Source organism: Streptomyces sp. NPDC005202, from assembly GCF_040608235.1.
Classification (GTDB): domain Bacteria; phylum Actinomycetota; class Actinomycetes; order Streptomycetales; family Streptomycetaceae; genus Streptomyces.
In genome coordinates this window covers 157,031-171,831 of the sequence record NZ_JBEXHW010000007.1, presented here as the reverse complement: position 1 = coordinate 171,831, position 14,801 = coordinate 157,031, and the positions used below count along the sequence as shown (strand labels likewise).

11 protein-coding genes and 1 riboswitch are annotated in these 14,801 nt (G+C 72.8%); of the genes, 10 read left to right on the top strand and 1 reads right to left on the bottom strand.

Annotation, left to right across the window (positions count from 1 at the left end):
* Positions 1–265: 265 nt before the first annotated feature.
* On the bottom strand, positions 266–997 hold the full coding sequence (locus ABZV31_RS14620) for a class II aldolase/adducin family protein (protein WP_355892874.1): 732 nt from the start codon (positions 995–997) through the stop codon (positions 266–268).
* A gap of 196 nt (positions 998–1,193) precedes the next feature.
* Between ABZV31_RS14620 and ABZV31_RS14615 the strand changes: the two genes are divergently transcribed.
* The 10 genes from ABZV31_RS14615 to cobI all read left to right on the top strand — a co-directional run bounded on the left by ABZV31_RS14615 (position 1,194) and on the right by cobI (position 14,784).
* Positions 1,194–1,943: a lysozyme gene (locus tag ABZV31_RS14615; protein ID WP_355892871.1), complete on the top strand. Its 750-nt coding sequence runs from the start codon at positions 1,194–1,196 to the stop codon at positions 1,941–1,943.
* Positions 1,944–2,085: 142 nt separating this feature from the next.
* The gene (locus ABZV31_RS14610; RefSeq protein WP_355892868.1) at positions 2,086–3,333 is read left to right on the top strand and encodes an inorganic phosphate transporter; all 1,248 of its coding nucleotides are present in this window, start codon (positions 2,086–2,088) and stop codon (positions 3,331–3,333) included.
* A gap of 33 nt (positions 3,334–3,366) precedes the next feature.
* A complete protein-coding gene (locus ABZV31_RS14605; RefSeq protein ID WP_355892865.1) occupies positions 3,367–3,588 on the top strand; it encodes a hypothetical protein in 222 nt (73 codons plus the stop codon).
* 132 nt (positions 3,589–3,720) lie between these two features.
* Positions 3,721–3,864, top strand: a riboswitch (cobalamin riboswitch).
* Positions 3,865–3,963: 99 nt separating this feature from the next.
* Complete coding sequence (locus ABZV31_RS14600; RefSeq protein WP_355892862.1) at positions 3,964–4,905, top strand: cobalamin biosynthesis protein; 942 nt, start codon at positions 3,964–3,966, stop codon at positions 4,903–4,905.
* Positions 4,902–6,434, top strand: a complete 1,533-nt coding sequence (locus ABZV31_RS14595) for a cobyric acid synthase (RefSeq protein ID WP_355892859.1) — start codon at positions 4,902–4,904, stop codon at positions 6,432–6,434. The genes ABZV31_RS14600 and ABZV31_RS14595 overlap by 4 nt, the downstream gene beginning before the upstream one ends.
* Positions 6,431–10,093, top strand: a complete 3,663-nt coding sequence (gene cobN / locus ABZV31_RS14590) for a cobaltochelatase subunit CobN (RefSeq protein ID WP_355892857.1) — start codon at positions 6,431–6,433, stop codon at positions 10,091–10,093. The genes ABZV31_RS14595 and cobN overlap by 4 nt, the downstream gene beginning before the upstream one ends.
* Positions 10,090–12,099 carry a putative cobaltochelatase gene (locus ABZV31_RS14585; RefSeq protein ID WP_355892855.1) on the top strand — a complete coding sequence of 670 codons (2,010 nt, stop codon included), beginning with the start codon at positions 10,090–10,092 and terminating at the stop codon, positions 12,097–12,099. Before cobN ends, ABZV31_RS14585 begins: the two co-directional genes overlap by 4 nt.
* A complete protein-coding gene (gene cobO / locus ABZV31_RS14580; protein WP_355892852.1) occupies positions 12,099–12,707 on the top strand; it encodes a cob(I)yrinic acid a,c-diamide adenosyltransferase in 609 nt (202 codons plus the stop codon). The genes ABZV31_RS14585 and cobO overlap by 1 nt, the downstream gene beginning before the upstream one ends.
* Complete coding sequence (locus ABZV31_RS14575; protein WP_355892849.1) at positions 12,707–14,056, top strand: cobyrinate a,c-diamide synthase; 1,350 nt, start codon at positions 12,707–12,709, stop codon at positions 14,054–14,056. Before cobO ends, ABZV31_RS14575 begins: the two co-directional genes overlap by 1 nt.
* On the top strand, positions 14,053–14,784 hold the full coding sequence (cobI, locus tag ABZV31_RS14570; RefSeq protein WP_355892846.1) for a precorrin-2 C(20)-methyltransferase: 732 nt from the start codon (positions 14,053–14,055) through the stop codon (positions 14,782–14,784). The genes ABZV31_RS14575 and cobI overlap by 4 nt, the downstream gene beginning before the upstream one ends.
* Positions 14,785–14,801: the final 17 nt, after the last annotated feature.

Here is a 14,801-nt window from a genome sequence, read left to right as displayed (position 1 = left end):
CCCGCGCTGCCCGTGGCGCACCACCGCCACCTATCCCGCGCTGCCCGTGGCGCACCACCGCCACCTATCCCGCGCTGCCCGTGGCGCACCACCGCCACCTATCCCGCGCTGCCCGTGGCGCACCACCGCCGTCTATCCCCGCTGCCCGTGGCGCACCACCGCCGTCTATCCCGCGCTGCCCGTGGCGCACCACCGCCGTCTATCCCCGCTGCCCGTGGCGCACCACCGCCGTCTATCCGCGCTGCCCGTGGCGCACCACCGCCGTCTATCCGCGCTGCCCGTACCCCCGCAGCCGCTTCCCCGCCTGCGCCATCTGCTCGTCGGACAGCAGCGAGAGCGTCAGGCCCGGTACCGACGACGCCGTCAGCCACAGGCGGCACATCCACTCCAGTTGGGCCGTGCGGTCGTAGGCCTGGTCGAGGGAGGCGCCGTAGGTGATGGTGCCGTGGTTCTGGAGGAGGCAGCCGGAGCGGTCGGCGAGGGCACGGAGCATGTTCTCGGCCAACTCCTCGGTGCCGTACGTCGCATACGGGGCAACCCGGACGGGTCCGCCGAGTGCGGCGGCCATGTAGTGGACCGCCGGCAGCTCGGGGACGAGCGTCGAGACGGCCGTCGCGTGCACGGCGTGGGTGTGGACGACGGCGCGCGCGTCGGTGCTGCGGTAGATCGCGAGATGCATGGGCAGTTCGCTGGTCGGAATCAGCGTGCCGAGCACCTGGCGGCCGTCCAGGTCGACGCCGGTCACGTCGTCCGGCGTGAGCCGGTCGTAGGGCACGCCCGACGGCGTGACCAGGACGGTGTCCCCGACGCGCACCGACACATTGCCGGAGGTGCCGACGACCAGCCCGTCCGACACCGTGCGGCGGGCCGCCGCGACGAGCGCCTCCCAGGCGCGCGCCTCCTTCTCGCCCCCACCCCTCCCCCGCAGCTCCCGCACATCCTGTGCGCCCTCCCGGACACCTCGCACGTCCCCCTGGTCCCGCCGCTGTTCAGCCATGCCGCGATCCTGCCAGCCGACGGTCGAGCGGCCGCCGCGGCGGGGGCACCTTAGGCCGGAAGCCACGCCTCCGAAAGAGCGTATATCCACACATGTCCCCTCGTGCCGCTGCTTGGCCGGAGATCTGCTGGGATTAAATGATCTTCTACTACTCTCGGGACGATTTGTCATGCACGTCGCCGTTCGGGGGAAGCACATGGCCCGTGATCACACACCACCCCGCCACCGCGCCCGCGCCGTCGCGGCAACCGTGGCGGCACTGACCCTCGGTGGCGCCTCGCTCGCCGCGTTACCGGCCTCGGCGGCGAGTCCGCCGCAGGGACATGACGTCTCCTCGCACCAGAAGAGCGTCAACTGGGCCGGCGCCAGGGCGAAGGGCGCCGAGTTCGTCTACGTCAAGGCGACCGAGTCCACGAACTACCGCAACCCGTACTTCGCTCAGCAGTACGACGGCGCCCGCAGCGCGGGCCTGATCCGCGGGGCCTACCACTTCGCCGCGCCGGACAAGTCCTGGGGCACCACCCAGGCCGCGTTCTTCGTGCGCAACGGCGGCGCCTGGCGGGCGGACGGCTGGACGCTGCCACCCGCGCTCGACATCGAGTACAACCCGTACGACAAGAAGCACAAGTGCTACGGCCTGAGCAAGGCGAAGATGGTCGACTGGATCAAGGCCTTCAGCGACGAGATCAAGCGGGAGACCGGGCGCCGGCCGGTGATCTACACGACCACCCACTGGTGGAACACCTGCACCGGCGGCAGCGACGCCTTCGCCGCGGACCACGCGCTGTGGATCGCCCGCCACGAATCGGCGGACACGGGGGCGCTGCCGGCCGGCTGGTCGTTCTGGACGTTCTGGCAGTACGACAACAGCGGCAGCCTCCCGGGTGACCAGAATCTCTACAACGGGTCGCAGGACCAGCTGAAGCAGTTCGCACGGGGCTCCTAGCCCGGAACCACGGGGGCCGTCGAGCCCGACGGAGCGACGACCCCCTCTTACGGACACCGCAAAGACCGCCCCAGTTCATCTTCCGTTCACCCTGGTTACCTACGTTCAACCAGCCAATGACCTCGAACGATTGCCTGGGTAAATGGAAAGCTTCTCGCTGATCCTCGCGATTGTGGTGGTGACCGCACTCGCGTTCGATTTCACGAACGGTTTCCACGACACCGCCAACGCGATGGCCACGACCATTTCCACGGGCGCGCTCAAGCCCAAGGTCGCCGTGGCCCTGTCCGCCGCACTCAACCTTGTGGGCGCCTTCCTCTCCGTGGAGGTCGCCAACACGATCTCCAAGGGTCTTGTCGACGAGACCGGCATCCGTCCCGAGGTCATCTTCGCCGCCCTGGTCGGCGCGATCCTCTGGAACCTGCTGACCTGGCTGGTCGGACTCCCGTCCAGCTCCTCGCACGCCCTCATGGGCGGCCTGATCGGCGCCACCGTCGCCTCGGCCGGCGTCGGCGCGGTCCACGGTGACGTCCTGGTCACCAAGGTGCTGATCCCGGCGGTCGCCGCCCCGGTCGTCGCGGGCGTCGCCGCGACGGTCGCGACCCGGCTGTCGTACACCATCGACAGGAAGGCGGACGGCGAGGCCGCCGAGAAGGGCCACCGCGTCGGCCAGATCGCCTCCGCGGGCCTGGTCTCGCTGGCCCACGGCACCAACGACGCGCAGAAGACGATGGGCGTCATCACCCTCGCCCTGATCGCCGGCGGCGCCATCGCCCCCGGCTCCAACCCTCCCACCTGGGTCATCCTCTCCGCGGGCCTCGCTATCGCGCTCGGCACCTACATCGGCGGCTGGCGCATCATCCGCACCATGGGCAAGGGCCTGACCGACCTCCAGCCGCAGCAGGGCTTCGCCGCCCAGACCAGCGCGGCCACGGCCATCCTGGCCTCCTCCCACCTCGGCTTCTCCCTCTCCACCACGCATGTGGTCTCCGGCTCGGTGATGGGTGCGGGCCTGGGCCGCAAGGGCGGCGTGGTCCGCTGGTCGACCGCCACCCGCATGGTCGTCGCCTGGGCCCTCACGCTCCCGGCCGCGGCCCTGGTCGGCGCCGGCGCGGAGGCCGTGACGGCCCACGGCGACTGGGGCACCGCCCTCGTCGTGGTCTTCCTGGTCGCCTCCAGCGCCGCGATCTGGAAGGTCTCCCGCCGCCAGGTCGTCGACCACACCAACGTCAACGACACCGAGGAGCCGGCCGGCGTGGTGACCGCGGCGATCGCCGCCGTGACCCCGCCCCCGGCGGCCCCGGTGACCGAGGACCTCGCGGCCACGATCCCCGCCCCGGCGTCCGCGCCCGCCGCCGACCGGGCGACCCCGCCGGCCGCCGCCGTCTGAGCCCGCGCCCCAGGCAGAAGGAAGAGAAGCACCATGAAGATCGACTGGGCAGCCCTCGGCTCCGTCTTCGGCGTCAGCCTCGCGGTCACCGTGGGCCTCGTGGCCCTGTTCACCCTCGGCATCACCGCCCTCTCCCACCGCGAGCGCGCAGCCTCCCGCGGCGGCTCGACCGCCCTCGCCCTCACCGGCGCCTACGTCTGCTTCGCGGCCTGCGCGGCGGCGGTGGTGTACGGAATCCAGCTGATCGTGGCCTGACGGCCGCGCCCGGGCACCGGCGGGGTGCGGGACGGTGATACGTCCCGCACCCCGCCTTTCTGTGACCCCGCCGACCGCTCGCATGTGGGCCTCGGCACACTCTCCCCCCCGCAGGTCAACGGCAAGTTGACGGGTGTTCGCGGGCCATGGTGGACTGCCGGAGCCATGTACGGCGGCAGGAGAGGAAGCCGGTGTGAATCCGGCGCGGTCCCGCCACTGTGACCGGGGAAGAACTTCCCCGGGAGCCAGGAACTCTCACCGCCGGTCTCGTCGAACCAGGGCGTGGACACCCTGAGTGAGGACATATCGCGATGCGCGGCTGCCGTTCGAGGTTGAGTACCCGGCCCCTGCCCCACCCCGCGGCCGGCTGAACCGATGGGTGCCGATCGCGTCTTCGCGTACGGCGCCGCCGCCGGCCTCCTCGGTGACCTGCTCCTCGGCGATCCGCGCCGCGGGCATCCGGTCGCCGTGTTCGGGCGGGCCGCCGGTGCCGTGGAACGCGTGCTGTGGCGGGACCACCGCGGGTGGGGCGCGCTGCACACCGCCGTGTGCGCCGGTGGCGCCATGGCGCTCGGGGCCGTCGCCGCTCGCTTGGTACGTAGCTCCCCCGCCGCCTCCGTGGCGCTCACCGCCGCCGCCACCTGGGCGGTCGTCGGGGGCACTTCACTCGCCCGGGAGGCCCGGATCGTCGGGCGCTCCCTGGAAGCGGGCGACGTCGAGGCCGCCCGCGCCCGGCTGCCGCATCTGTGCGGGCGGGATCCGCAGGCGCTCGACGCCGACGGGCTCGCGCGCGCCGTGGTGGAATCCGTCGCCGAGAACACCTCCGACGCCGTGGTGGGCGCGCTGGTGTGGGGTGCCGTCGGCGGGGTGCCCGGTCTCGTCGGCTTCCGGGCCGTCAACACCCTTGACGCCATGGTCGGGCACAAGTCGCCCCGGTACCGGCGCTACGGGTGGGCCTCCGCGCGGCTCGACGACCTCGCCGGGTGGCCGGGGGCGCGCCTGACCGCCGTACTCGCGGCAGCGGCGGGCCCGGATCCGCGGGGCGCCGTGCGTGCCTGGCGTGCCGATGCCGCCAAGCATCCGAGCCCCAACGCCGGGCCCGTGGAGGCCTCGTTCGCGGGGGCGCTCGGGGTGCGGCTGGGCGGGACGCTGTCGTACGGGGGGCGCGTGGAGCACCGGCCCGTGCTCAACGGCACGGGGCGCGCCGTCGTCGTGCAGGACATCGAGCGTGCCGTACGGCTCTCCCGGCGCGTGAGCTGGCTGGCGCTCGGAGTGTGCGCGGCCGCACGGATGCTGAAGAAGGGGCGTACGTCATGAGCGGTGGTCTCCTCGTCGCCGGCACCACCTCCGACGCCGGCAAGAGCGTCGTCACCGCCGGGATCTGCCGATGGCTGGTGCGGCAGAGCGTCAAGGTCGCGCCCTTCAAGGCGCAGAACATGTCCCTCAACTCGTTCGTCACGCGCGACGGTGCCGAGATCGGGCGGGCGCAGGCCATGCAGGCCCAGGCGTGCCGCATCGAGCCCACCGCGCTGATGAATCCGGTGCTGCTCAAGCCGGGGGGCGAGCAGAGCAGTCAGGTCGTACTGCTCGGCAAGCCGGTGGGTGAGCTGAGCGCGCGCGGGTATCACGGCGGGCGGCAGCAGCGGCTGCTCGGGACCGTGTTGGACTGTCTCGCCGAGTTGCGGGGCACGTATGACGCGGTGATCTGTGAGGGGGCGGGCAGTCCGGCGGAGATCAATCTCCGGCGGACCGACATCGTGAACATGGGGATCGCTCGGAATGCCCGGCTCCCCGTGCTCGTCGTCGGCGACATCGACCGCGGTGGCGTGTTCGCCTCCTTCTTCGGGACGGTTGCGCTGCTGTCGCGCGAGGACCAGGAGCTCGTCGCCGGGTTCCTCGTCAACAAGTTCCGGGGGGACGTCTCGCTGCTGGAGCCGGGGCTGGACATGCTGCACGGACTCACCGGGCGCCGCACGTACGGGGTGCTGCCGTACCGGCATGGGCTCGGGATCGACGAGGAGGACGGGCTGCGGGTGTCCCTGCGGGGCGCGGTCCGGGAGTCCGTGGTGGCCCCTCCGGTCGGCGAGGACGTGCTGCGGGTCGCCGTCTGTGCCGTCCCCCTCATGTCCAACTTCACCGACGTGGACGCGCTGGCCGCCGAGCCGGGTGTGGTCGTGCGGTTCGTGGACCGGCCGGAGGAGCTGGCCGACGCCGACCTCGTCGTGGTTCCCGGGACCCGCGGCACGGTCAGGGCCCTGGAGTGGCTGCGGGAGCGCGGCCTCGCGGAGGCCATCGCCCGCAGGGCCGCCGAGCAACGGCCGGTGCTCGGCGTCTGCGGCGGTTTCCAGATCCTCGGCGAGCACATCGAGGACGAGGTCGAGAGCCGCAGGGGCCATGTCGACGGCCTCGGGATCCTGCCCGTGCGCGTGCGGTTCGCCCGTGAGAAGACCCTCACCCGGCCGGTGGGCGAGGCCCTCGGCGAGCGCGTCGAGGGGTACGAGATCCATCACGGGGTCGCCGATGTCAGGGGCGGCGACACGTTCATCTCCGATGACAAGGGACACAGTCTGGACGGCTGCCGGGTCGGCCAGACCTGGGGCACCCACTGGCACGGCTCGATGGAGTCGGACGGTTTCCGGCGGGCGTTCCTGCGCGAGGTGGCGGCCGCCGCGGGCCGCCGCTTCGTACCGGCCGCCGGCACCTCATTCGCCGCGCTGCGCGAGGAACAGCTCGACCTGCTCGGCGACCTGATCGAACAGCACGCGGACACGGACGCGCTGTGGCGGCTCATCGAGTCGGGCGCGCCGCAAGGACTGCCTTTCATTCCACCGGGAGCGCCCGCATGAGCACAGTGTTGTTGTTGTCGACCGCCGACACCGATCTGCTGGCGGCCCGTGCCTCCGGCGCGCCCTACCGGATCGGCAACCCGGCCCGGGTGGACGTCACCGAGGAGCTTCCGGGACTGATCGAGGGCGCGGACGTGGCCGTCGTACGGCTGCTGGGCGGCAAGCGCGCCTGGGAGGAGGGGCTCGCCGCCCTCAGGGCCTCCGGCATCCCGACCGTGCTGCTCGGCGGGGAGGCCGTGCCCGACGCCGAGTTGATGGCCGAGTCGTCCGTGCCGGCGGGTGTGGTGGCGGAGGCGCTGCGGTACCTCGTCGAGGGCGGCCCCGCCAACCTCACCGAGCTCGCCCGGTTCCTGTCCGACACCGTGCTGCTGACCGGCGAGGGGTTCGCCGAGCCGCAGAAGATGCCGGAGTACGGGGTTCACGGCGAGCGTGAGTTCGACGACGGCCGCCCGACCGTCGGCGTGCTCTTCTACCGCGCCCACGAACTCAGCGGCAACACCGCCTTCGTGGACACCCTGTGCGACGCGATCGAGGCGCACGGCGCCAACGCTCTTCCCGTGTACTGCGGTTCGCTGCGCGGTGCCGACGCCGGGCTGTACGAGATCCTCGGGCGGGCCGACGCCCTGGTCGCCACGGTCCTCGCGGCCGGCGGCACGCACGCCTCGCAGGCCTCGGCCGGCGGCGACGAGGAGTCCTGGGACATCGGGGCGCTCGCCGACCTCAACGTCCCGGTGCTCCAGGGGCTGTGTCTGACCTCCTCGCGTGCCGCGTGGGAGGAGTCCGATGCCGCCCTCTCCCCCATGGACGCGGCGATGCAGGTCGCGATCCCGGAGTTCGACGGCCGGCTCGTCACCGTCCCCTTCTCCTTCAAGGAGCAGGTCTTGGAGGACGGCGCCGACGTCCCGGTGTACGTCGCCGACCCCGAGCGGGCCGCGCGCGTCGCCGGAATCGCCGTACGCCACGCCCGGTTGAAGCACAAGCCCAACGCGGAGAAGAGGCTCGCGCTCGTCTTCACCGCCTACCCGACCAAACACTCGCGCGTCGGCAACGCGGTCGGGCTCGACACGCCCGCCTCGGCCGTACGGGTGCTCGACGCCCTCCGGAATGCCGGGTACGTGGTCGAGGGGTACCCCGACAACGGCGACGAGCTGATCCACCGCCTCATCGATGCCGGTGGCCACGACGTCGAGTGGCTCACCGAGGAGCAGCTGGCCGCCGCGCCCGCCCGCGTGCCGCTCGCCGACTACCGGGCGTGGTTCGACACGCTCGACCCCGAGCTGCGGGAGGCGATGCTCGAGGCGTGGGGCGAGCCGCCGGGCTCGCTGTACGTCGACGGCGACGACATCGTGCTCGCCTCACTCCAGTTCGGGAACGTCGTCGTCATGATCCAGCCGCCGCGCGGCTTCGGCGAGAACCCGATCGCGATCTACCACGACCCCGACATGCCGCCGTCGCACCACTACATGGCGGCCTACCGCTGGCTGGAGAACAGCTTCGGCGCCGACGCGATCGTGCACATGGGCAAGCACGGCACGATGGAGTGGCTGCCGGGCAAGGGCCTGGGCCTGGGCAAGGGGTGCGCACCGGACGCCGTCCTCGGCGACCTGCCCCTGATCTACCCGTTCATCGTCAACGACCCGGGCGAGGGCACCCAGGCGAAGCGCCGCGGCCACGCCACGGTCGTCGACCACCTCGTACCGCCCATGGCCCGCGCCGACACCTACGGCGACCTGGCCAAGCTGGAGCAGCTCCTCGACGAGTACGCGCTCGTCTCCGACCTGGACCCGGCCAAGGCGCCTGCCGTGCGGGCCCAGATCTGGACCCTGGTCAAGGCGGCCGAGCTGCACCACGACCTGCGCGTGGACGAGCAGCCGGACGACGACGAGTTCGACGAGTTCGTCATGCACATCGACGGCTATCTGTGCGAGATCAAGGACGTGCAGATCCGCGACGGTCTGCACATCCTGGGCGGCGGCCCGGTCGGCGAGCCGCGCGTGAACCTCGTGCTGGCGGTGCTGCGCGCCTCGCAGGTGTGGGGCGGGCAGGCAAACGCGCTGCCCGGACTGCGGGCCTCGCTGGCCGAGCACTTCGGGCTGGTGGAGAAGGAGCTGCTCGCCGAGCCGGGCGCCCCGGTGAAGGTGCCGGTGGAGCTGACGGACCTGGTGGACGGCCCCGCCCGTACCGCCGCCGACGCGATCGACCTGCTGGAGCAGCTGTGCCGACGGATCGCGGAGGGCATGGAGGAGCGCGGCTGGGCGGCCGAGGAGAGCGCCACTCTGGTACGAGAAGTCCTCGGCACCGAACTCCCGGACGCCGCCTCCGTGTTGAACTTCGCCTGCACCGAGGTCGTCCCCCGTCTCGCCCGCACCACCGACGAGATCGGCCACCTCCTCAAGGCGCTGGACGGCGGTTACGTCCCGGCGGGCCCGTCCGGCTCCCCGACCCGCGGCCTCGTCAACGTCCTGCCGACCGGCCGCAACTTCTACTCGGTCGACCCCAAGGCCATTCCGTCGAGGCTGAGCTGGGAGGTCGGCCAGTCGCTCGCCGACTCGCTGGTCGCCCGTTATCTGCAGGACACGGGCGAGTACCCCAAGTCCGTCGGCCTGACGGTCTGGGGCACATCCGCGATGCGCACACAGGGCGACGACATCGCCGAGATCCTCGCGCTGCTCGGCTGCCGCCCTGTCTGGGACGACGCCTCGCGCCGGGTGACCGGCTTCGAGGTGATCCCGCTCGAGGAGCTGGGCCGGCCGCGCATCGACGTCACGGTCCGTATCTCCGGCTTCTTCCGCGACGCGTTCCCGCACGTCGTCGGCCTGATCGACGACGCGGTGCGGGCCGTGGCAGAGCTCGAGGAGCCCGCCGACCGGAACTACATCCGTGCGCACGCCGACCAGGACACCGCCGAGCACGGCGACCGGCGGCGCGCGACGGCCCGTATCTTCGGCTCCAAGCCGGGCGCGTACGGCGCCGGTCTGCTGCCGCTGATCGACGCCCGCAACTGGCGTTCCGACGCCGACCTCGCCGAGGTGTACGCGGTGTGGGGCGGCTACGCCTACGGGCGCGGACTCGACGGGCGGGCGGCCCGCGGGGACATGGAGACGGCGTTCGGGCGGATCGCCGTCGCGGCCAAGAACGTCGACACCCGCGAGCACGACCTCGTCGACGCCGACGACTACTTCCAGTACCACGGCGGCATGGTCGCCATGGTGCGCCATCTGACGGGCGCGAGCCCGGAGGCGTACGTCGGTGACAGCGCCGTACCGGACCAGGTGAAGACCCGCACCCTCGGCGAGGAGACGCACCGGGTGTTCCGCGCGCGAGTGGTCAACCCGCGCTGGATGAGCGCGATGAGAAGGCACGGCTACAAGGGTGCTTTCGAAATGGCAGCGACCGTCGACTACCTCTTCGGGTACGACGCCACGGCGGGCGTGGTCGACGACTGGATGTACGAGAAGCTCAGCGCGGAGTACGTCTTCGACGCCGAGAACCGGGACTTCATGAAGAAGTCCAACCCGTGGGCGCTGCGCGGGATCACGGAACGGCTCCTGGAGGCCGCCGACCGCGGGCTGTGGGCCGAGCCGGACGCGGACACGCTGGAGCGGCTGCGCGCCACCTACCTGGAGCTCGAAGGCGACTTGGAGGGCGACGAGAAGTGAGTACCCCGTTCCCGTTCACGGCCGTCGTCGGCCAGGACGACCTGCGGCTCGCGCTGCTGCTGAACGCTGTATCGCCGGCGGTCGGCGGTGTGCTGGTGCGAGGCGAGAAGGGCACCGCCAAGTCGACGGCCGTGCGTGCCCTGTCGGCACTGCTGCCGCAGGTGGACGTGGTCCCCGGGTGCCGCTTCTCGTGCGACCCGGTCGCCCCCGACCCGGCGTGCCCGGACGGGCCGCACGAGGCGGGGCCCGGTGTCCAACGGCCCGCGCGGATGGTCGAGTTGCCGGTGGGCGCCTCCGAGGACCGGCTCGTCGGCGCCCTCGACATCGAGCGGGCCCTGGCGGAGGGCGTGAAGGCCTTCGAGCCGGGCCTGCTCGCCGACGCGCACCGGGGGATCCTCTACGTCGACGAGGTCAACCTCCTCCACGACCACCTCGTCGACCTGCTGCTGGACGCGGCCGCGATGGGCGCCTCGTACGTCGAGCGCGAGGGCGTCTCGGTACGGCACGCCGCTCGCTTCCTGCTCGTCGGCACCATGAACCCCGAGGAGGGCGAGCTGCGGCCACAGCTGCTCGACCGGTTCGGGCTGACCGTCGAGGTGTCCGCCTCCCGGGAGCCGGAGCAGCGGATGGAGGTCGTGCGGCGACGCCTCGCGTACGACGACGACCCCGCCGGCTTCGCCGCCCGCTGGGCGGACGAGGAGGCCGCCGTACGGGCGCGGATCGTGGCGGCACGGCAGCTGTTGCCGTCCGTGCGGCTCGGGGACCGAGCGCTGCGGCAGATCGCGGCGACCTGTGCGGCATTCGAGGTGGACGGCATGCGCGCCGACATCGTCATGGCCCGGACCGCGACCGCGCTCGCCGCCTGGGCCGGGCGGACCGAGGTGCTCGCCGAGGACGTACGGCAGGCGGCGCTGCTCGCGCTGCCGCACCGGCGGCGGCGCAATCCCTTTGACGCGCCGGGACTCGACGAGGACAAGCTCGACGAGACGCTGGAGGAGTTCGGCGGGTCCGACCAGGACGACCCCGGCCCCGACCCGGATCCCGACGGCCCCGGCGGCGGTGGCGGGCAGCCTCCGCAGGACGGCCCAGACGCACCTCAGGGCGGTGACACGGCCGCCCGGCCCGAGGCCGGTGAGAGCGGGCCAGGGGCCTCCGGCTCCGGCGAGCAGTCGCCCGTACGCGCCGCCGAGCCCTTCCGTACGAAGGTGCTGAGCGTGCCCGGCCTCGGCGAGGGCGCGGCCGGGCGGCGCTCGCGGGCGCGGACCGAGCACGGGCGGACGACCGGGGCCCGGCGGCCCCGGGGGACGCTCACCAAGCTGCACCTGGCGGCGACCGTGCAGGCCGCCGCCCCGCACCAGCGGGCGCGCGGGCGGTCGGGGCCGGGGCTCGTGGTGCGCCGGGACGATCTGCGGCAGGCGACCCGGGAGGGGCGCGAGGGGAACCTCGTGCTGTTCGTGGTCGACGCCTCCGGGTCGATGGCGGCGCGGCAGCGGATGAGCGCCGTGAAGGGTGCCGTGCTGTCGCTGCTCCTCGACGCCTACCAGCGGCGCGACAAGGTGGGGCTGGTGACCTTCCGGGGGACGGCGGCCGAGGTCGCCCTGCCGCCGACCTCGTCGGTGGACGCGGCGGCGGCCCGGCTGGAGTCGCTGCCGACCGGCGGCCGTACCCCGCTCGCGGCCGGACTGCTCAAGGCGCACGAGGTGCTGCGGGTGGAGCGGCTGCGGGATCCGGCGCGGCGGGCGCTGGTCGTGGTGGTGACGGACGGCCGTGCCACCGGTGGGCCCGAGCCGGTCGCGCTGGCGGGGCGCGCCGCCCGGCTGTTCGCGGCCGAGGGGGTCGCGTCGGTGGTGGTGGACTGCGAGTCGGGGCCCGTGCGGCTGGGGCTCGCCGGGCAGCTCGCGGGTGAGCTGGGCGGTACGGCGGTGACGCTGGACGAGCTGCGGGCGGACAGCATCGCCGGGCTCGTACGGGATGTGCAGGGTGCCGGGAAGAGGAGGGCCGCGTAATGCCTCAGGGACAGCCGAGTGTGATTCCGGACGACGGGCTGACGACGCGGCAGCGGCGGAACCGTCCCCTCGTGGTCGTGCACACCGGGGTCGGCAAGGGCAAGTCCACCGCCGCGTTCGGGCTCGCGCTGCGCGCCTGGAATCAGGGCTGGCCCATCGGTGTGTTCCAGTTCGTCAAGTCGGCGAAGTGGAAGGTCGGCGAGGAGCGGGCGCTGCGCGTGCTCGGCGACTCCGGTGAGGGCGGGACCGTCGCCTGGCACAAGATGGGCGAGGGCTGGTCCTGGGTCCAGCGGGACATCCAGGGTGACAACGCGACCAACGAGGAGAAGGCCCGCGAGGGCTGGGAGCAGGTCAAGCGGGACCTGGCGGCCGAGACGTACAAGCTGTACGTGCTCGACGAGTTCGCTTACCCGATGCACTGGGGCTGGGTCGACACCGACGAGGTCGTCGACGTGCTGCGCAACCGGCCGGGCACCCAGCATGTGGTGATCACCGGGCGGAACGCGCCCGGGAAGCTGGTCGACTTCGCCGACCTCGTCACCGACATGTCCAAGGTCAAGCACCCGATGGACGTCGGGCAGAAGGGCCAGAGGGGCATCGAGTGGTGATGTCCTCGTCCGTGCCCCGGCTGGTCGTCGCCGCGCCCTCCTCGGGCAGCGGCAAGACCACCGTCGCCACGGGGCTGATGGCCGCGTTCGCCGAGCGGGGGCTCGCCGTGTCCCCGCACAAGGTCGGGCCGGACTACATCGACCCCGGGTATCACGCGCTCGCCACCGGGCGTGTGGGGCGCAACCTGGACGCGTACCTGTGCGGGCCGGACCTGATCGGGCCGCTGTTCCGGCACGGGGCCCGCGGGTGCGACATCGCCGTCGTCGAAGGGGTCATGGGGCTGTACGACGGGGCCGCCGGGGAGGGTGAACTGGCGTCCACGGCGCAGGTGGCGAAGCTGCTGCGGGCGCCGGTGGTGCTCGTCGTCGACGCCTCGTCCCAGTCGCGGTCGGTGGCCGCGCTGGTGCACGGGTTCTCCTCCTGGGATCCGGAGGTGCGGATCGGCGGCGTGATCCTGAACAAGGTCGCGTCGGACCGGCACGAGGCGCTCCTGCGGGAGGCGTTGGACGCGGCCGGGGTGCCGGTGCTGGGCGTCCTGCGGCGGGCCGCGCAGGTGGACACCCCCTCCCGTCACCTCGGCCTGGTGCCGGTCGCCGAGCGGCGGGCGGATGCCGTGGACGCGGTGGCGGCGATGGCCGCGCAGGTGCGGCAGGGGTGCGACCTGGAAGCCCTGCTCGCGCTGGCGCGGAGTGCGGGTGCGTTGCCGGGTGAACCGTGGGAACCCCCGGTCACCGCCACGGGAAGGCGTGAGGTGGTCGCCGTTGCCGGTGGGCCGGCCTTCACCTTCTCGTACGCCGAGCACGCCGAGCTCCTCACCGCCGCCGGAGCGGTCGTCGTCACCTTCGACCCCCTCCGCGACGAGCAACTCCCCGACGGCACCCGCGGACTGGTCGTCGGCGGTGGCTTCCCGGAGGTGTACGCCGCCGAGCTGTCCGCCAACGAGCCGCTGCGGAAGGCCATCAGCGAGCTCGCGCTGAGCGGTGCCCCCGTCGCCGCCGAATGCGCCGGACTCCTCTACCTCTGCCGTGAACTCGACGGGCAGCCCATGTGCGGGGTGCTGGACGCCACCGCCCGTATGACCGAGCGGCTCACCCTCGGCTACCGGGACGCCGTCGCCGTCGGTGACAGCGTGCTCGCCGCGGCCGGGACGCGGATGCGGGGGCACGAGTTCCACCGGACCGTCGTCGAGCCCGGCTCGGGGGCGGCTCCCGCCTGGGGCGTGCGCGCCCCTCACCGGCGGGTCGAAGGTTTCGTACAACAAGGTGTGCACGCGAGTTACCTGCACATGCACTGGGCGTCCGCGCCCGGTGTCGCCCGTCGGTTCGTCGAGAGGTGCCGGACGTCATGAGCAGCAGGCTGATCGGGGTCGGGGTCGGGCCCGGCGATCCGGAGCTGGTGACCGTCAAGGGAGTCAATGCTCTGCGGGCGGCCGACGTCGTCGTCGTGCCGGTGATGGACACCGGCGAGCGCGGGCGGGCCGAGGCGACCGTGCTGCACTACGTGCCCGAGGAGAAGGTCCTCCGGGTCGTGTTCGCGCTCAACGAGCGGACCGACCGGGCGCGGCGCGAGGCCGCCTGGGACGCGGCCGGCGAGCGGGTGGCCGCGCTGCTGAGGCGCCACGGCAGCGTCGCCTTCGCCACCATCGGCGACCCCAACGTCTATTCGACCTTCACCTATCTCGCGCAGACCGTCACCGAGCTGGTGCCGGGGACCGTCGTGGAGACCGTGCCCGGCATCACCGCCATGCAGGACCTGGCGGCGCGCTCGGGGGCCGTGCTCACCGAGGGCACCGAGCCGTTGACGCTCGTGCCGGTCACCGCCGGGGCCGCCGTGCTCAAGGACGCCCTGAGCGGTCCGGGCACGGTCGTCGCGTACAAGTTCGGGCGGCAGGCGCGTCAGGTCGCCGAGGCGCTGCGGGAGAGCGGGCGGATCGACGACGCCGTGTGGGGGGCGGCGCTCGGGCTGCCGGAGGAGTCCATCCGGCCGGCCGCCGACCTCGACGGTGCTCCCCTGCCCTACCTGTCGACGCTCATCGCGCCAGCGCGGCGCGACGGCGGGCGGGGCGGCAAGCTGTGAACCGCACCCGAGCCGGG

What these genes read in the sequence shown, in the direction of transcription:
- ABZV31_RS14575 (WP_355892849.1), top strand. Translation starts at nt 12,707, where the DNA reads ATGTCCTCGTCCGTGCCCCGGCTGGTCGTCGCCGCGCCCTCCTCGGGC.
- cobO (WP_355892852.1), top strand. Translation starts at nt 12,099, where the DNA reads ATGCCTCAGGGACAGCCGAGTGTGATTCCGGACGACGGGCTGACGACG.
- ABZV31_RS14605 (WP_355892865.1), top strand. Translation starts at nt 3,367, where the DNA reads ATGAAGATCGACTGGGCAGCCCTCGGCTCCGTCTTCGGCGTCAGCCTC.
- ABZV31_RS14615 (WP_355892871.1), top strand. Translation starts at nt 1,194, where the DNA reads ATGGCCCGTGATCACACACCACCCCGCCACCGCGCCCGCGCCGTCGCG.
- ABZV31_RS14620 (WP_355892874.1), bottom strand. Translation starts at nt 997, where the DNA reads ATGGCTGAACAGCGGCGGGACCAGGGGGACGTGCGAGGTGTCCGGGAG.
- cobI (WP_355892846.1), top strand. Translation starts at nt 14,053, where the DNA reads ATGAGCAGCAGGCTGATCGGGGTCGGGGTCGGGCCCGGCGATCCGGAG.
- cobN (WP_355892857.1), top strand. Translation starts at nt 6,431, where the DNA reads ATGAGCACAGTGTTGTTGTTGTCGACCGCCGACACCGATCTGCTGGCG.
- ABZV31_RS14595 (WP_355892859.1), top strand. Translation starts at nt 4,902, where the DNA reads ATGAGCGGTGGTCTCCTCGTCGCCGGCACCACCTCCGACGCCGGCAAG.
- ABZV31_RS14600 (WP_355892862.1), top strand. Translation starts at nt 3,964, where the DNA reads ATGGGTGCCGATCGCGTCTTCGCGTACGGCGCCGCCGCCGGCCTCCTC.
- ABZV31_RS14610 (WP_355892868.1), top strand. Translation starts at nt 2,086, where the DNA reads ATGGAAAGCTTCTCGCTGATCCTCGCGATTGTGGTGGTGACCGCACTC.